Origin of the sequence: Rhizobium sp. NPDC092011 (assembly GCF_044756305.1) — a bacterium.
Lineage (GTDB): Bacteria > Pseudomonadota > Alphaproteobacteria > Rhizobiales > Rhizobiaceae > Rhizobium.
Genome location: NZ_JBIVSO010000002.1, coordinates 732,546 through 749,268, shown reverse-complemented (window position 1 = coordinate 749,268; position 16,723 = coordinate 732,546). Strand labels below are relative to the sequence as shown.

The window sequence follows — 16,723 nt, the reverse complement described above, 5'->3', positions numbered from 1 at the left end:
ACTATTCCAGTGCGACGGCGATGAACCGCAAGTCACCATTCGGAGACGCGATCATCATCTGCGCATTGCGACGCCCTTCGCGCTTCAGCGATGACACTTTTTCGGAAGCCGCACTGGGCGTCTGAACGAATTCCTGCGCGACCTCGACGACGACATCGCCCGGCTTCAAGCCCTTTTCGGCTGCCGCCGAACCCGGTGCAACATCCGTGATGACAACACCATCGACGCTGTCGGCGATTCCGAAGCTCTTGCGATTTTCGGCAGTCAGCTTGGCGAGCTTCATGCCGAGCACGGTGGAGCTTGCCTGCGCCGGTGGCTGGGCCTGCGGCGATTGCTGCGGATTGTCGCCTTGATCCTGTCCGTCCATGCCGTCGTCGTTGCCATCATCGCCCTCGTCGGGATTGATGATTCCATCGCGATTGCCGTTGCCGTCAGGTGCAAGTTGCGGCTTCTGACCTCCCTTGTCACTCTCTGCGGCGGCAGCCTGGTTGCTGTCTTCCTGCCGGCCAAGCGTCACCTTGACGGTCTGCTGCTTGCCTTCGCGGTAGATGACGACATCGACTTCCTTGCCGACCGGGCTTTCGGCAACGATGCGCAACAGGTCGCGCATCTCGTCGACTTCCTTGCCGTCGAACTTCAGGATGACGTCGCCGGCTTTGATGCTGCCGTTGTCGACCGGGCCACCCTTGATGATACCGGCAACGAGCGCGCCCTTGGCGCTGCTAAGACCAAGGCTGTTGGCAACATCGTCTGTGACCGGCTGAATGCGCACGCCAAGCCAGCCGCGGCGCGTTTCGCCGAAATCCCTGAGCTGGTTGACCACGCCTTCGGCAAGCTCCGACGGAACGGCAAAGCCAATGCCGATCGAACCGCCGCTCGGGGAAATGATGGCCGTGTTGATGCCGATCACCTCGCCCTTCATGTTGAAGAGCGGGCCGCCGGAGTTGCCCTTGTTGATCGCCGCATCGGTCTGGATGAAATTGTCGTAGGGGCCGGCATTGATATTGCGCCCGCGAGCCGAGACGATACCGATCGTGACGGAACCGCCAAGACCGAAGGGATTGCCGATCGCCATCACCCAGTCGCCGATCCGCATCTTGGAGGAATCGCCGAACTTGACCGCCGTCAACGGATGCTTCGGCTCGACCTTGAGCACGGAAAGATCGGTCTTCGTATCCGTTCCGATCAGCTTGGCCTTGAGCTTGGTGCCATTCGGGAAGATCGCTTCGATATCGTCGGCGCCTTCGATGACGTGGTTATTGGTGACAATGTATCCCGAGGGATCGATGACGAAGCCCGAGCCGAGCGAACTCACCTTCCGGTTGCTGTCGTCATCCTTCTTGTTGTTGAAGAGATCGTTGAATTCATTCTGATAAGGCGAATTCTCCGGCAGCTTGGGCGTCGCCGGACCATTGCCTTCGTCTTTCACCTTCTGCGACGTGGAGATATTGACGACAGCATCGAGCAGGCCGGCGGCCAGATCGGCAACGGAAGCCGGGCCGGCGTTCATTGCCGGGTTCATCGTCATCGTCGGCGCGGCCGCCTGCGGCGTTTGACCGTTCGTGGTTGGTGGCACCTGTGCGCCGGCTGCCGCACCGCTATTTTGCACCTGAGCGAAAGCCTGTTCCGCGCCGCCCGCAACTGGGCCGGCAGTCAAGGCTATGCTGGCCAGCAAAGCAAGCGAACGGCTGAAAGGCAGGCGATAGATCGGGGCCATCAGGCATCCTCATAGAAAAAGGGAAATCTTGAATAAGCATCAACATAAGGCGGAATGATGAAGCGTGAAATCACCTTTTTGCAATATCCCCGAACCTCGATCCATCGCGTGGAAGCCGAGGCGATGGCGGCACCGGTTTAAACGAAAAAGGGCCGCCCTGAGGCAGCCCTTCGAATTCATCGGATCTGGCGGATCAATTCGCTGATGTCGCCGGATTGGCAAGCGCCGGTGCGCCTGTGTTGGCCGCAGAACCGGCAGGACTGTCAAAGAACTTGAAGAAGTCCGACTTGTTCGGCGGCAGGACCAGCGTCTTGCCGCCAGAAGCAAACGCCTTGTTGTAGGCTGCCATCGAGCGGTAGAACTCATAGAAGCCCGGGTCGCGCTTCGACGCATCGGCGAAGATGCCGTTGCGCTCGGCTTCACCCTGACCGCGGAGAACTTCCGAGTCCTTCTGCGCATCCGCGACGATCTCGACAACCTGACGGTCTGCAACCGCACGGCGACGCTGGCCTTCTTCGTTACCGCGTGCACGGATCAACTCGGCCTCAGCCAGACGCTCGGCCTTCATGCGGTCGTAGGTCTGCTGCGACACTTCCTGCGTCAAGTCGGTGCGGCGAATGCGAACGTCCTCGATGTTGAGACCAAGAGTCTCGGCATCGCGATGCAAATCGTCGCGCACTTCCGTCATCATCGACGCGCGCTCGCTGGAGAGTGCGGCATCGAAGCTGCGCAGACCGTAGACACGGCGCAACGAGGCATCGAGACGAGTTCTAAGCCGCGATTCCGCAGCATCGCGATCACCCGATACCGTTTCGCGGAATTTCCGCGCATCGGCGATCTTGTAGACGACAAATGCATCCACCTCGTAGAACTTGCCGCCCGAAACCTGAACGCGGATATTGTCCAGATCGAAGCGCAGTTCCTGCTGCTGGATATATTGAACACGATCGGCATCCATGAAGGCGAACGGCAGCTTGAAGTAGAGGCCCGGCTCCGTCTTGACTTCACGGATCTGGCCGAAGCGAAGGACAATCGCCTGTTCGCGGGCATTGACCACGAACACCGACGAATAGATGAGTAGCAATACCACCGCGAGCGCGATGAGGATGGCTGGCAAACGGCTGGACGTCATTATTTGGCCTCCGGCTGAGTTGCGTTGGCAGGCTTGTTCGCCTGCTTGCCGACTTCATTCAGCGGCAGATACGGAACCACGCCCTGCTTGTCGTCGATGATGACGCTGTTGGAATTGCCGATGACGGACTCCATAGTTTCAAGGAACAGGCGCTTGCGGGTCACTTCCGGCGCCTTGACGTATTCGTCGTAGATCGAGATGAAGCGCTGCGCCTCACCCTGTGCTTCCTTCACGACGCGGTCCTTGTAGGCGGCTGCCTCTTCGCGGATCTGCGCTGCGCGACCGCGTGCCTGACCGAGCTTCTGGTTGGCGTATTGATTGGCCTCTTCCACCTGCTGGTCTTCGTTCTGCTCGGCGCGCTGCACCTCGTCGAACGCATCGGCCACTTCGCGCGGCGGCGATACGTCTTCGATCGGCACGGCATTGATGGAGATGCCGGCATCGTAGCGGTCCATCGTGTCCTGGATGATGTTTCTCACCTGAACGGCGATTTCCTGGCGGTTGTCGCGATAGATGTCCTGGGCAGGGCGACGGCCGACGATTTCGCGCATGGCGCTTTCAGCCACCTGCTGCAGTGTCTCGTCCGGGCTTTCGATCTTGAAGAGATAGGCCTGCGGCTTGGTCACGGCGTAGAGAACGGAAAACTGGACGTTGACGATGTTCTGATCGCCCGTCAGCATCAGGCCATTGTTGGCCGAGCTGGAGCTCGAACGGCTGCCGATGTTGCGCTGCTGCTCAGTCACCTTGACGAACTCGACGCGATCGATCGGCCAGAAATGGAAATGAAGGCCAGGCATGGAGACTTCTTCGCGCGGCTTGCCAAAACGCAATTCCACGCCACGCTCGTCCGGCTGGACCGTATAGATGCACTGGATCAGCCAGAAAACACCGATAACAGCGGCAATAATAAGAAAGACGCCGGCATTGAAACCGCCAGGGACGAACCCCTTCAGGCGATCCTGGCCGCGGCGAATAATATCCTCGAGATCCGGAGGCCCTCCGTTGCCGCTTCCACGCGGCCGGTTCGGTCCTTGCCCCCAAGGTCCCTGGTTATTTCCACCGCCGCCACCGCCGCCCCATGGGCCACCGCCGCCGCCATTCTGATTGCTCCAAGGCATCAAAACCTCTTTGTTTGTTGACTCCCAGCATCGCGCCGAACCCGTGAAATTCACAGGTGGCAGCGACTGATCCCCGTTATAGGTATCGACGCACCTGCTTTCAACGCAACTTGAGGAAGTTCGGCGGATTAACTGGAAAATATTTGATTTTTCGGGGCAGCTTTTATGCTTTTCGCCTGAGATAAACGACGAAACGCGTTGGATACGTGTCCTTCTCGCCGGCCGGCACGGCAAGCTCGCTCTCGACCTGCCAAAGGGCAGGATCGATTACAGGAAAGGACGTATCCCCGTCCACGTCGGCCTCGACATGCGTGATCAGCAAACGATCCGACAGGGCAATCGCTTGCCGATAGATTTCGCCGCCGCCAAGAATGCAGATCTCGTCGGTATGGCTCTCGGCCGCAAGACGCGAGGCGATCTCTATGGCTTCCTCGAGCGAATGCGCCGTCGTCACACCTTCGGCAGAAAAGCCCGCGTCGCGCGTGATGACGACATTCGGCCGCCCCGGCAACGGCCGGCCGATCGACTGATAGGTCTTGCGCCCCATGATAACAGGCCGGCCTAGGGTCATGGCCTTAAATCGCTTGAGATCGGAGGACAGTCGCCAGGGCATGTCGCCGTCACGTCCGATGATGCCGTTGCGCGATACCGCGACGACAATGGTTTTGATCGGTTGGTTCATACTTCTCCCTCGGACAACGGTCATCATCGTCAATGCGAATCGGGCAACGATACGACTGCAGGATAATCGCGAGCGGGGATGAAGAGCACCCCCTTCCGCGCAGCATCAGCCGCTGTTGAGTGCGTCGAGCTGCCCTGCTAGCACGCCGCCAGTGTCCCTATCCGCCGCCATTTTACGATAGAGGCCAGCCATACCCCTGAATATTAGCGAGGCCGGGTCGTCATCACCGAGGAACTCCGCAATCTCTTCCATCTCGACAACCCAGCGATAGGCCTTCGGATACATGTCCGGGATGGCGCTCGCTAATTTTGTATCGAGATCCGGCAAACTCTCCTTCAGCTCGCGCTTGAGGGCTTCGTCCGCTCCGGTGCGCAACGCGGCAAGCAGCATGGCGGTGCCAAGCCCCGTTACGCCCTTGTTGATGCCGGCGTAGCACATCTTCAATGCCGATGCCGCGCCGATCGCCCCCTCGATGCGGCGCACCTGAAGGCCACGTTCGGCAAGCACGGCGCTACGATGGGCTTCATCACCGCTCACATAGAGTTTCGGGCCCTTCCGGCCGGCTTTCGGCGGCCCACCGATGATGGAGCCATCAAGAACCATGCCGCAATCGCTGTCGAAAACGGCGGCGACCTGCATCATCGTCTGTGGCGAAATCGCGTTGCAGTCCATGAGTGTCGTTTTCTTGCCGCATCGGCGAACCGCTGCGGCAACCTGTTTGGCGACTTCAACAGCCGTGCCGGGCGGCACGATGGAAAGAATGAGATCTACCCCGGCGATGGCCTCAAGGCTGGCCGGTTCCATTCCAACAGCCTTCGCGCGTTCTACCGTCGCAGCCGAGCGCCCCTCAAGATAGGTCAGTACCTTCGCGCCGTTCTCAACCAAACGCCCTGCAATAGCGCTGCCCATCGCGCCGGCTCCGATGACTGCGATCTCCACGGCCGCTCTCCTTGTATATGACGGCGGCAGCATAGCGTCAGTCGCTCAAACGGACGAGCAAAATGCCATGAGGTAACACGAACTTGAGCTTGGGCGCGGATCAATGACCCGGATGAAACCGCGGCAGCCTATCGCCCTATGCCGCGCGAAGCACGAGGACCGCGTAGATGCACGGTTCCCCGCTTTGATTCTTGAAGACGCAATCCGTTGGTGGACCGAGTTCGAGACAATCGCCCGTCGACATCGAATGCCAGGTATCGCCCTCAAGAAAAGTCAGCTGCCCCTTCAGTACCCAGATCAGCTGCCGCATGAAGACATAGGCCGAAGCCGGCATCGGAACCTCGGCGCCTGCTGGCAATTCGATGCGAACGAGATCCAGCGGCAGATCCGATTTTGGAGAAACGTGTCGTCGCTCGTAGCCGCTCTGCGGGTCGATCCAAACCGGCTGGTCTTCCCTCTTCAGGAAACGACCCTGCTGCATCTCGGCACGCGCCATCAAGGTCGACATGCTGAGGCTGAAGGCGCCGGATAGCTTACCAAGCAGCGCCGCGGTCGGACTGCTTTCGCCACGCTCGATCTTGTGGATCATGGCGCGGGAAACGGCCGAGCGCTCGGCAAGCTCCGTCAACGACCAGCCACGGCTTTCGCGTTCGATACGGAGTCGCGCGCCGATGCGCCTGTCGATATCGTCAAGTTGGGACATCCGTTTACTATAGTAGACAATTGCAGGGATGACAATCTGCGCTCACGGCACTTGCAAGATAGCATTTGAGCAAACCAAACGGCAAACCAGCAAGAGAATCCTCTTAAATTGGGCGGATACGCACTAGAATTGCATCAATCCCCCATCGCGCGGCCTGACAGCCAAATGACTGACCCTTTTTGACTCCTTGAATTGCTGTAATAATATAGTAGACAGCCACCGAAATCTCTGTATGAGACGTTGAAACGACAGGACGCGCGCTCACCTGATTGAGCGGACAAATTCACGGAGCAGCCGATGCGAATTTGCGATGCCAGAGACGAAGATCTTGCGGGAATTACCGCAATCTACAACGACGCCGTCGCCAACACGGCCGCGATCTGGAACGAGACGCAGGTCGACATCGACAATCGCCGACAGTGGCTGCACGACCGACACAGGCTAGGCTATCCGGTGCTCGTTGCCATCGACGACCGCGGCGAAGTCGTCGGATACGCCTCTTTCGGCGATTGGCGTGCCTTTGATGGCTATCGCCACACGGTCGAGCATTCCGTCTACGTGCGCAACGACCAGTACAGGGGCGGCATCGGCAAGGCGCTGATGGTCGAGCTTATCGAACGGGCGCGCGCAATCGGGAAGCATGCCATGGTGGCGGGCATCGAAGCTAGCAATCTCGCCTCGATCAAGCTCCATGAAAAGCTTGGCTTCCAGCAGGTCGGGCTGTTGCCGCAAGTCGGCACGAAATTCGGTCGCTGGCTCGACCTCGCATTCCTGCAGCTGCTGCTCGATCAGCGCACCGATCCCGATTCGAAACCGGCCGCCTGAGAGGGCTCCCGTTCTTTGTCTTTACGCAATTCCGGACGCAAAACCGCTGCGCACTTTTGCTGGAACTGCTCTTAAACGGCGACCTCGGCTGATATCGCCGCATGCGGCTCATATCCGGCGACATCGAAATCCTCGATGCGGTAGCCGTCAATGCTGTCGGGACGCCGCGCCAGACGCAGCGTCGGGAAAGGCCTGGGTTCGCGGCTGAGTTGCTCGCGGATCGCATCGAGGTGATTGAGGTAGAGGTGCACGTCGCCGCCCGACCACACAAGCTCTCCAAGATCCATATCGACCTGCTGCGCAACCATGGCCAGTAGGACCGCCTGCTGGCAAATATTGAAGGGGTTGCCCAGGAAGAGATCGCATGAGCGCTGGAACACCATCAGGCTGAGCCGCGGGCGGCGTCCGTCGGCGCCCGATATGTTCGAGACATGGAACTGATAGACCATATGGCACGGATGCAGCGCCATATCGGCCAGCTCCCCGACGTTCCAGGCATGAAAGATCATCCGCCGGCTGCTCGGATTGGTCTTCAGATCCTGAATGACGGTGGCGAGCTGATCGTGCACCCTGCCCTCTGCATCGCGCCATTGCCGCCACTGCTTGCCGTAGACCGGGCCGAGATCACCCCATTCGAGCGCAAAGGCTTCGTCTTCCAAAATCCGCTTCTCGAAGGCGACCTGATCGATCTCTTCGCCGGTTGCCTTGCGATATTTGGCGAGCGGCCAATCGGTCCAAATCCGCACATTCTCCTTCAGGAGATTGCGGATATTGGTGTCGCCGGTCAGAAACCAGAGCATTTCCTTGACGGCGAGTTTCCAATAGACGCGCTTGGTCGTGAAGATCGGGATCTGCCCCTTGGAGAGATCGAAGCGCATCATTGCTCCGAGACCGCTCAAAGTGCCGACGCCTGTGCGGTCGATGCGGCGGTCGCCGTTCTCGAGAAGGTGGGCCATCAGATCGAGATATTGATACTCTGGGTGGCGAACCATCTTCTGCTCCGAAATTGCTTGGTATGTTTTCCGGACGACACGTAGCGCGCCGGCGGACACCCGCCGCCGCGCGCTCGGCCGATTCCTTTTCCTTAAGTTTAACGGCAAGCCGGCGCGAAACCAACCATGGCAAAGCTCTATACGTCGCACAATCCCGGCAATTCTCGGCCACCTGCATGGCAGGCGAAGTTTCGGCAAAGCATTTGTGACAATTACCCTTCCCTTCGCCCGCGGAAAACACTATATCACCCTTGCCGGTCCTCGGGCCGGCTATGGCGATAAATGAGCGGTGTAATAAACCTATTGGACCCGGGGGCGGTACCCGGCGCCTCCACCAAAAACCGGCCGGCCAAACTGGCGACAGACCGGCTTTTGATGGGGGCGAAACAGGATCGACAAGGGTGTAAAGATCGACTTTTTGCTCGGCATTGTACCGCCGTTATCGGGCTAAAATTGTAGTTGCAAACGACAACTATGCGGAAGCTCGTCTCGCTGCTTAATCGCGGTGTGACACTTCAAATAAAGTCCTAAGGGGTCGCACTCTTAGGCGGGGTCCGAAGGCACCTGGCAACAGAAGCCTTCACCTTATCCTCCATTGCTATATTATAGTAAGACTGAGCGATGACTCGCGCACGGGGCTTTCCCCTTGGCGGCGAGCATGGCATAAGCCTTAGAAAAAGCATGGGCTAACGAAAGACAGGAAAGTATGGCGCAGGATCATATCCGCTACGATATTTTGGCACAGGACGCCCTGCGTGGAGTCATACGTAAGGTGTTGACCGAAGTCGGCGCCACCGGCCGCCTGCCGGGGGATCATCATTTCTTCATCACCTTCCTCACGGGCGCTCCCGGCGTGCGCATTTCGCAGCACCTGAAGTCGAAGTACCCGGAACAGATGACCATCGTCATCCAGCATCAATTCTGGGATCTTAAAGTCACCGAAAGCCTGTTCGAGATCGGCCTCTCCTTCTCCGACGTTCCGGAAAAGCTGGTAATCCCGTTCAACGCCGTCCGCGGCTTCTACGACCCCTCAGTCAACTTCGAGCTGGAGTTCGACGTGCCGCTGGCCGACGAGGAAGAGATCACCACCGGCGAGATCACCGCCTACCCGGTTCCGACCGAAGGCGCCGAGGAACAATCGGCCCCTGCAAAGGAGGGCGAGGAAAAGAAGCCGGGATCAGTCGTCTCGCTCGACGCATTCCGCAAGAAGCAATAGGCATATCGGGGGAAGCATCTGCTTCCCCTTTTCATTTGGGCAAGAGGAAGAAGCCGATGACCGCGGAAATCGTCAATCTGCGTCAGTTTCGCAAGAAGCAAGCCCGCTCCGAAAAGGAGAAGCAGGCCGAGCAGAACCGCATCAGCTTCGGCCGCACCAAGCCGGAAAAGAACCTGACCAAGGCGCTCAACGAAAAGGCGGAAAAAGCCCACGAAGCCGGCCATATCGAGACGCCCAAGCCCGACAAGTGACCATATCGGGACCATAAAAAAACTTCCAAAATCAGTTGCTTACTCCTGCATTTTGAATCATTTTAAGAAATACCCCCATCCTTTCCGATTTTGATCGAACCACCAATGATCCGTAAACATTCCGCGACGCTGCATGGCCATCGCACGAGCTTTTCCCTTGAGGATGCCTTCTGGACAGAACTGAAGGCAATCGCCAATGCGCGCGGCATTTCGCTTGCAGCGTTGATCTCCGAGATCGACGACGGGCGCGAAGCTGGCAGCAACCTTTCCTCGGCACTCCGCCTCTATGTCCTCAAGTGGTTGAAAGACCGCAACTAGCGCATGTCGCGCAAAAGTGTGCAGCGGTTTTTGCGGCTACGACATGCGTAAAACCAAAAAGCTGGTGCGCTAGCGGATCTGAAAGATCGCGACACGCTTTGGAACCATGCGACGGGAAGCCAACCGGCATTCGGTGAAAGACGCTGCCGGATGCCTGGTCTCGAACCAAAAGCAGGGATTGTTCAAGAGCGCATGCTCGGGCGTCGCGCACCGACATCCTGCGGCCGAGCTGCCTGTTATTGAATGCCTCCAGGTAGCTCATTGAAGTTCAGCGGAGCTGGCGTTTTCGGTGCCTGCGCGTCGGTTTTGGGTTCAGGCTGAGCCTCGGCTTTGGCCCGTGCTTCGGCCGCAGCCTTCGCTTCCTCGGCGGCCTGCTGCTTGGCCCTGGCCTGCTCCTCGGCCTGCCTGGCTTTGGCTTCGTCTTCGGCTTGCTTCTGCGCAGCGGCCTGTTTGGCTAAATCGCGCAACCGGCTCTCTTCGGCGCGACGCTGCTGTTCGATGGCCGCATCGCGTTGGCGCTGCGCCTCACGCACAGTAGCCGTGTATTTGTAAAGCGAAACCTCGCGTCGGAGCCGCTGCTTCTCCAGTACATTGGCCTGCAGGCGCTCGACACGCCGCCGTTCGCGCTCAAAGGCCCGAACCGAGAGGAAGCTGGTAATATCGGTCACATCCATCGTTCGGCCTGGCGTCGCAAGCGGCCCGGCGAAATCAAGGCGCAGAGCCGGCTCAGCGCCACTTTGCGCCTCGCTCCCGGCCTTGAAGCTGATCCCCAGCGATCCACGCATCTGCTCGTCCGGCAGGCTGATCTGGGCATTGCCGGAAAGCTTCGCCACGTCGTTGCTGACGACGATATTGGTGGCTCGTGCAACGCCCGCGGAAATATTGAAAGGTATGCTGGTCTGCGCCAACACCGCCTCGCCGTTGTTGAGCAGCGTCTGCACGATCGGCAAAACCTTGTCGGCAGTGATCTCGCCCTGGATTTGATCCGTTGCCGACAGCAATGGCGACAGGACGGATAGGTTAAGGCCTCGCACATGCGTCTCGCCGAGTTTGATCTCACCCGAGCCGCTGGCGTTTGCCGCAAGCTCGGCAATGCTCTTGCCGCTGGCCTCGACATTCATTCCAAGGCCAAACCGACCGCTGGCGAGCGGCGCGCCATCGCGCTGCCAGGCAACCGCCGCCAGATCTCCGTTGACGATGTTGAGCTTCGTCTGCAGCAGCCCGGTACCGTCCGAATTGGCGAGCATCAAGCTGCCGTTCAACGTGCCACCGTTCCAGCCGCCGGCCAGATCGTTGAGGCGAAACTCCTCGCCTTTATAGGTCGCATTGCCGGTGAAATTCGAAATCAACCCGAATATGCCGGGCCACACCTGCTTTGCCGAAAGCTTGATACCGATATCGAGCCCAGTGAAGGCGGGCAATCCGAGCTTTTCCCTGGAGAGGCTGCCTGTCTTGGGATCGACCATCGGCCCGTATATCGCCTCCGCAAGCCAATCGAGATCCACCTTGTCCAGCGCCAGTTCGCCCGTCGCCTTGATATTCGGCGCCTTCCTGTCGAGCGTGAACACGCCCGACATGTTGTTGTCGGCGAGCAGCCCCTTCATATCGGAGAGCACGATCTTATCCGGGCTTAGAGTCGCGTTAGCCTGGAACTTGACGGGCAGTCCACTGCCCATCTGTGGAACCCCAATGCCGTTCATCACGAAATAGGGGTCGATATCCGCGCTATCGAGCGAGAGTGCGATATTGCCGTTGAGGAAGTTATCGGGGCGCACATCGACTTTTCCGTTCGCGGTAAACGAGGTTTTGTCGGTGGCAAAGGTCAGCGCTGCATCGGCCGGATCGGTGCCGCTGGCGGAAACCTTCAGCGTCATACGGCCATTTGCATCGGCTTCGACCGGCAGTGGATCAAGCCCTGCCTGGCCGAAGAGGATCGACGTAATGGAGTTCTCGAGCGTTCCCTCGAGCGTTGTCGTCCCTTTTCCGGCGAGCGCCGAGAGGTCGGACATGCGATAATCGAAATTGACGCGGCTGCCGTTGGAAACGCCGGCCAAGGTCACTGTCAGCGCGTTATCCTGATCGCCGCCAAGCGTTACCGCACCACGAAGCGCGGTATTTCCATACCAAGCGGCATTGCGCACCAACCGGTCCATGACGGGATGATGCGGCAAATGCTGGCGCAACATCTCGAAGAACGGGCCGGGGTCGGCGGCCTTGAAGGTGATTTCGCCTGATCCCTTGTAGTCCGACGGCGAGCCCTCGGCGCGGCCCGTCGCCGTGATCTCGGCGCCGGCAACATTGCGAACAGCCAGCTTGTCGAGCGTCAACGAACCGTCGGCAATGGAGAACGACGTGTCGATGTTGTCTGCCGGCACGCCGAAAGCCACGAACCTCCCGGCTTGGAGATGCGCGGTGATATGGTGATCGAAGAGGGACTCATCGCTGTTCTGGCCCGTCAGCAGACCGGTCAACGCCCTTAGCGCGTCGAGGTCGAGAGTGTCGCCAGCCAGGTCGACGGCAAGCTTCGGGGTGGTCTTGCCACCCGGCGCCACGCGATCGAGCCTGCCCTTGAGTGTGGCGGGACCAATCGCGATCTCCAGATTTTCGAAACGCTGCTCCTCATGCCGCAGACTGACGTCGGCGGAGAATCCGGCCTGCCGCAATTGGCGAATGGAGGGATCGACGGACCCCACCAGCCACGAAGCAAGTCCCGAAGGCTGGTTCGAAGCAACGACCAGATTGCCTACAAAATTCGGCTCGCCTTGCAGCATCAGATTGCCGCGGGCCTCAACCTGCGTGCGCCCCGGCAGCGTGCCGATCGCATGATCGATCTTCCAGCCTGTTCCCGCGGGTTCCAGATCGAGCTGGACGTCGCGAATGGTCGTATCCCCGGCAACGATCGCAGGCAGGCGGAAGGTCGCCTTGCCCGGCACCTGCGGCACCGGAATTTCAGCCGCGATCGCGATGAGATTGTTCAGGCGCTGACGAGCCGATACCGCCGGGTTTCGGTTGGTCTTGCCGTTGGCGCCCTTGCCGTTGCCAAGCCGATTGACGTCAATCTGCTGGCCGTCTGCGGTCAGTAAAAACTCGGGCTTGGAGCCGGTATCCAGCGTCGCCTCGCCTGTGACCACATAGGGATCGTCATCCGCACCGACTTCGAGGCGGTATTCCGGCACACGAATGCGATCGTTCGTCAGCTCGAAGCGGCCCTTGATACGGGGTTGCGCCTTCTGATCGGCAGAATTGCGCGACTGCTTGTCGTTGACCCCCGCGGTAAAAGAACCCATGTAGTCAGGCTTGCTGTTGACCAGCTTCAGCTCGCCGTCCAGATCGACATTGAGGGGATGGCGGTCAGGCATCAGCCGCGTGCGGACGCGCAGAACGCCATTGTCATCCGGCTGGCTGCTCGAAACGGTGAAATTGCCATGCTCGCCGTCAAGTGCGGCATCGCCTTCAATCCGCCAAGGGCCGGCAAGCGATTTCGCGGACATCTCGGCATTGAGATCCGTGACGTGCCGGGTGCGGCCCGACTGCTCGTCGATGAAGACGATATCGCCGTTTTCCACGTGCACGCTTTCAAGCACGACCGACTTTGCAGGGATCTCGGGCTGACTGCCACGCATCCAGTCCAGCGTACCGTCTTTCAGCAGCCGCAGGCGCACCTTGGGTTTCGATACCCGCATGTCGAAGATCAGCGCTTCGCCGGAAAGGAAAGGCGCAAGCTCGGCATCCATGGAGAATTCGGCAATCTGCACCAACGGCGTACCGTCAGTCTCCTGGCCGACTCGAACGTCATGCAGGGTCACGGATGGAAACGGCAGGAGACGGGCATCGACGGCGCCGTGAACGGTCACCTTCTTGCCGATGATGCGGCTCGCCTGATCCTCGAAATTCTTGCGAAAATCGGTCCAGTCTATGAAGAGCGGAGCCAGCAGCGCCAGGAACAGCACCACCACAAGCAATCCACCCAGAAAAACCAGGACCCTACCCAACAACGCGAACCGTCTCCAATCTTCATTCCGAATAGACGATGAATCTAAGTCTATTCGAGCACATACACTACATCGCCTCGGATGGGCACGTCTCTATTGGCTCTCAACCAAGAATCGCACCCATTTTCCGAGGCTTACCGCGTGATCCAACCCATCCTGGCCGCTTTCCATGACATAAGTTGGGAAAGCCGCCGCAGCCTAAAACATGATGCCGAAAAGTGTAAGCAGTTTTCGACTGACATCATGTCCTACTTCTTTGATTCTAGGGCGGATTCAGATTCCAAATCGGTTCGACCTGGAATCAGCCGGCTGTTGCGTTGCTCCCATGCATAGCAAGCCAGGATTATGGGAATACTGCACTTTTCAATGGGGGTGGAAAATCTTCCCAGGATTGAAGATGGCATCGGGATCGAGCGCCGCCTTGACCTGGCGCATGACATCGACGGCATTGCCGAGCTCCTGCTCGAGAAATGCCATCTTGCCCTGACCTATCCCATGTTCGCCCGTGCAGGTACCGTCCATAGCAAGCGCGCGCGCATTGAGACGCGCCACGAAATTTTCAACGACCGCAATTCCTTCCGCGGTCTTGTCGTCGAACAGGACGAGCACATGGAAATTGCCGTCGCCGGCGTGGCCGACGATGGGCGCCAGCAGGCCATGCGCCTCGATGTCGGCCTGGGTCTCGGCAACGCATTCGGCAAGCCTGGAGATCGGCACACAGACATCCGTCGACAGGGCCGCGAGCTCTGGCGCCAGCGCACGGCAGGCCCAGTAGGCATCGTGACGTGCCTTCCAGAGCCTGTTGCGCTCCTCGGCATTGTCAGTCCAGAGAAACTCACCGCCGCCGCACTCGGCTGCAATCTCGGCAAATTGCGCCGATTGCAGCGCGACCGTTTCATCCGTGCCGTGGAACTCGAGAAACAGCGTCGGTTTCTCGTCGTAGGTCAGGCCGGAATAGCGGTTGGTAGCGCGCATCTGCACGGCGTCGAGCAGCTCGATGCGCGCAACCGGAATGCCCATCTGAATGGTCAGGATAACGGCGTCGCAAGCGGCCTTGATATCCGGGAAGGCACAAGCACCGCCGGCAATCTTCTGAGGAATGCCCTGCAATCGCAGCGTGACCGACGTGAGCACACCGAGCGTACCCTCGGCACCAACGAAAAGCCGGGTGAGATCATAGCCGGCCGAGGATTTCTTGGCGCGGCGTGCCGTGCGAATTTCCTCGCCATCGGCGGTAACGACGGTCACCGACAGCACATTGTCTTTCATGGTGCCGTAGCGCACGGCATTGGTGCCCGATGCGCGCGTCGATGCCATGCCGCCGATCGAGGCATTGGCGCCGGGATCGATCGGGAAGAACAGCCCGGTATCGCGAAGATGGGTGTTAAGTTGCTCGCGCGTTACCCCCGGCTCGACCGTGCAATCCAGATCTTCGGCATTGACCTCGAGAATGCGGTTCATGCGGCTGAAATCGATGGAAATGCCACCGTGCGGTGCGTTCACCTGCCCTTCCAGCGAAGACCCGGTGCCGAAGGGAATAACTGGAACCTTGTGCTCCGCGCACACCTTGACGACCGCCTGGACATCCTCGCGCGTCTCGGCGAAAACGACACCATCGGGAAGCTGCGAAGGAATATAGGTCGTCGTATGGGCGTGCTGGGCGCGAAAACTTTCGCCGGTCTGGAAACGCTCTCCGAAAGCCTGTTTCAGAACGCCGAGAGCGGCTGAAATCCCAGCCTCGTTGCGTTTCCCTGCCTTCGCATCAGCCAGAACCATAGTCCGAATCTCCTATCGCGAGCACAAAGGGCGTTAACCTTTTGCGGTTCTATGGGACATAGAAACGACCGTGTCCAGCCATGAAAATATCGAAACCGACCTCGCCTCGGCTATAGGCCTGGAGGGAAATTCAAACGGTTTGGCGGCGCGTCGCCAAACCTGGTCAGCCACGCTGCCCTGCACCGCGCACCATGCTGCTCCAGGCGCCGGGAGCGATACCGAAGGCCTTCTTGAAATGCCTGGTCAGATGGCTCTGGTCGGCGAAGCCGGTTGCAGCGGCAACTTCGGCGATCGGCTCGCCCTCGACGATCAGCGCCTTTGCCTGTTGCAGCCGACGCATGAGCAGGAAGCGATGCGGGCTCGTGGCGAAGGCGGCTCGGAAATGCCGAGCAAGCGCGAACCGGTCAAGGCCCGTGATCTGCTCCAACTCCTGGGAGCGAACACCGCGCGTGACATGCGCTTCCAGATATTCCCGCGCCGCTTTCGCCTGCCCCCAGGCAATGCTGCCCAACGGTCGCTGCGGCAGGCGCGCATGCTGCACGAGGCCATCGGCCAGGCGAGAAACGAAGTCGTCGACGAAGAGCTCGTCCAGTTCGCGATCGAGTTCGCCAAGTGCCGCCAGCAAGAGACCGGCGAGCCGATCGTCCTCAACCACCGGATCATCGACGAAAGGCAGGCCGATACGGGCTGCCTCCAGACACTGAAACAGCACCGAAGGCTCCAGATAAAGCATGCGGTAGACGAGCCCGTCCTCGGTCGCGGCACCGCCATCGTGCAGTTCGTCCGGATGAAGGATGATCACCCGCCCGGGCTGGCTGTAGCGCTGTTCCCCTCGATACCGGAATGTCTGCACCCCTCGCATGGTGACGCCCAGCGCATAGGTGTCATGCCGGTGCAGATCGAACGCATCGCCTCGAAACTGCGCCTGGATGCGCTCGATCCCCGGATAGGCGGGCGCGGACAGGATGCGATTGGCGTCGGGCGTCACGCACAAACGTTCAAGACCCTCGAAGATCTGTCCGGCTACATCATCCTGCAATGTCGCATTTCCAGACTGCATGA

The 16,723-nt window shown here is 59.5% G+C and carries 14 protein-coding genes and 1 other RNA gene; 5 read left to right on the top strand and 10 right to left on the bottom strand.

Features of this window, described 5'->3' with window-relative positions; all coding sequences use genetic code 11:
* Window position 1: 1 nt before the first annotated feature.
* The 6 genes from ACIQJ2_RS12015 to ACIQJ2_RS11990 form a co-directional block, all read right to left on the bottom strand.
* Entirely contained in the window at window positions 2-1,717 is a 1,716-nt protein-coding gene (locus ACIQJ2_RS12015; protein ID WP_400668807.1) for a Do family serine endopeptidase, read from the bottom strand.
* A 193-nt stretch (window positions 1,718-1,910) separates the two neighbouring features.
* On the bottom strand, window positions 1,911-2,849 hold the full coding sequence (gene hflC, locus ACIQJ2_RS12010) for a protease modulator HflC (protein WP_199145881.1): 939 nt from the start codon (window positions 2,847-2,849) through the stop codon (window positions 1,911-1,913).
* The gene (gene hflK, locus ACIQJ2_RS12005) at window positions 2,849-3,967 is read right to left on the bottom strand and encodes an FtsH protease activity modulator HflK (protein ID WP_199145884.1); all 1,119 of its coding nucleotides are present in this window, start codon (window positions 3,965-3,967) and stop codon (window positions 2,849-2,851) included. The genes hflC and hflK overlap by 1 nt, the downstream gene beginning before the upstream one ends.
* A 163-nt stretch (window positions 3,968-4,130) precedes the next feature.
* The gene (locus ACIQJ2_RS12000) at window positions 4,131-4,649 is read right to left on the bottom strand and encodes a dihydrofolate reductase (protein ID WP_400668804.1); all 519 of its coding nucleotides are present in this window, start codon (window positions 4,647-4,649) and stop codon (window positions 4,131-4,133) included.
* A gap of 105 nt (window positions 4,650-4,754) precedes the next feature.
* On the bottom strand, window positions 4,755-5,588 hold the full coding sequence (locus ACIQJ2_RS11995) for a DUF1932 domain-containing protein (protein WP_400668802.1): 834 nt from the start codon (window positions 5,586-5,588) through the stop codon (window positions 4,755-4,757).
* A gap of 136 nt (window positions 5,589-5,724) precedes the next feature.
* Window positions 5,725-6,291, bottom strand: a complete 567-nt coding sequence (locus ACIQJ2_RS11990) for an XRE family transcriptional regulator (RefSeq protein ID WP_199145890.1) — start codon at window positions 6,289-6,291, stop codon at window positions 5,725-5,727.
* 297 nt (window positions 6,292-6,588) lie between these two features.
* Between ACIQJ2_RS11990 and ACIQJ2_RS11985 the strand changes: the two genes are divergently transcribed.
* Complete coding sequence (locus ACIQJ2_RS11985) at window positions 6,589-7,116, top strand: GNAT family N-acetyltransferase (protein WP_400668799.1); 528 nt, start codon at window positions 6,589-6,591, stop codon at window positions 7,114-7,116.
* Between the two features lie 71 nt (window positions 7,117-7,187).
* On the opposite strand, the gene ACIQJ2_RS11980 is transcribed toward ACIQJ2_RS11985, so the two are convergent.
* Complete coding sequence (locus tag ACIQJ2_RS11980; RefSeq protein WP_400668796.1) at window positions 7,188-8,108, bottom strand: thymidylate synthase; 921 nt, start codon at window positions 8,106-8,108, stop codon at window positions 7,188-7,190.
* Between the two features lie 214 nt (window positions 8,109-8,322).
* Between ACIQJ2_RS11980 and ssrA the strand changes: the two genes are divergently transcribed.
* From ssrA to ACIQJ2_RS11960, 4 genes are all read left to right on the top strand, one after another.
* Window positions 8,323-8,693, top strand: a transfer-messenger RNA (tmRNA) gene (ssrA, locus tag ACIQJ2_RS11975).
* 121 nt (window positions 8,694-8,814) lie between these two features.
* Window positions 8,815-9,324 (top strand): SspB family protein, encoded by a 510-nt coding sequence (locus ACIQJ2_RS11970; RefSeq protein WP_199145896.1) that lies wholly within the window; start codon window positions 8,815-8,817, stop codon window positions 9,322-9,324.
* 56 nt (window positions 9,325-9,380) lie between these two features.
* Complete coding sequence (locus ACIQJ2_RS11965; protein WP_400668793.1) at window positions 9,381-9,575, top strand: DUF4169 family protein; 195 nt, start codon at window positions 9,381-9,383, stop codon at window positions 9,573-9,575.
* 105 nt (window positions 9,576-9,680) lie between these two features.
* Window positions 9,681-9,893, top strand: a complete 213-nt coding sequence (locus tag ACIQJ2_RS11960; protein WP_199085987.1) for a ribbon-helix-helix domain-containing protein — start codon at window positions 9,681-9,683, stop codon at window positions 9,891-9,893.
* A 236-nt stretch (window positions 9,894-10,129) separates the two neighbouring features.
* Here ACIQJ2_RS11960 and ACIQJ2_RS11955 read toward each other — a convergent pair whose 3' ends face one another.
* From ACIQJ2_RS11955 to ACIQJ2_RS11945, 3 genes are all read right to left on the bottom strand, one after another.
* The gene (locus tag ACIQJ2_RS11955; protein WP_400668790.1) at window positions 10,130-13,888 is read right to left on the bottom strand and encodes an AsmA family protein; all 3,759 of its coding nucleotides are present in this window, start codon (window positions 13,886-13,888) and stop codon (window positions 10,130-10,132) included.
* 360 nt (window positions 13,889-14,248) lie between these two features.
* Window positions 14,249-15,661, bottom strand: coding sequence for an FAD-binding oxidoreductase (locus ACIQJ2_RS11950; protein ID WP_400668788.1), 1,413 nt, complete (start codon window positions 15,659-15,661; stop codon window positions 14,249-14,251).
* A gap of 163 nt (window positions 15,662-15,824) precedes the next feature.
* Complete coding sequence (locus ACIQJ2_RS11945; protein WP_400668785.1) at window positions 15,825-16,721, bottom strand: AraC family ligand binding domain-containing protein; 897 nt, start codon at window positions 16,719-16,721, stop codon at window positions 15,825-15,827.
* Window positions 16,722-16,723 lie beyond the last annotated feature (2 nt).

Coding starts and splice junctions, on each gene's coding strand:
- hflK (WP_199145884.1), bottom strand. CDS start 3,967: ATGCCTTGGAGCAATCAGAATGGCGGCGGCGGTGGCCCATGGGGCGGC.
- ACIQJ2_RS11985 (WP_400668799.1), top strand. CDS start 6,589: ATGCGAATTTGCGATGCCAGAGACGAAGATCTTGCGGGAATTACCGCA.
- hflC (WP_199145881.1), bottom strand. CDS start 2,849: ATGACGTCCAGCCGTTTGCCAGCCATCCTCATCGCGCTCGCGGTGGTA.
- ACIQJ2_RS11965 (WP_400668793.1), top strand. CDS start 9,381: ATGACCGCGGAAATCGTCAATCTGCGTCAGTTTCGCAAGAAGCAAGCC.
- ACIQJ2_RS12000 (WP_400668804.1), bottom strand. CDS start 4,649: ATGAACCAACCGATCAAAACCATTGTCGTCGCGGTATCGCGCAACGGC.
- ACIQJ2_RS11990 (WP_199145890.1), bottom strand. CDS start 6,291: ATGTCCCAACTTGACGATATCGACAGGCGCATCGGCGCGCGACTCCGT.
- ACIQJ2_RS11980 (WP_400668796.1), bottom strand. CDS start 8,108: ATGGTTCGCCACCCAGAGTATCAATATCTCGATCTGATGGCCCACCTT.
- ACIQJ2_RS12015 (WP_400668807.1), bottom strand. CDS start 1,717: ATGGCCCCGATCTATCGCCTGCCTTTCAGCCGTTCGCTTGCTTTGCTG.
- ACIQJ2_RS11945 (WP_400668785.1), bottom strand. CDS start 16,721: ATGCAGTCTGGAAATGCGACATTGCAGGATGATGTAGCCGGACAGATC.
- ACIQJ2_RS11960 (WP_199085987.1), top strand. CDS start 9,681: ATGATCCGTAAACATTCCGCGACGCTGCATGGCCATCGCACGAGCTTT.
- ACIQJ2_RS11970 (WP_199145896.1), top strand. CDS start 8,815: ATGGCGCAGGATCATATCCGCTACGATATTTTGGCACAGGACGCCCTG.
- ACIQJ2_RS11950 (WP_400668788.1), bottom strand. CDS start 15,661: ATGGTTCTGGCTGATGCGAAGGCAGGGAAACGCAACGAGGCTGGGATT.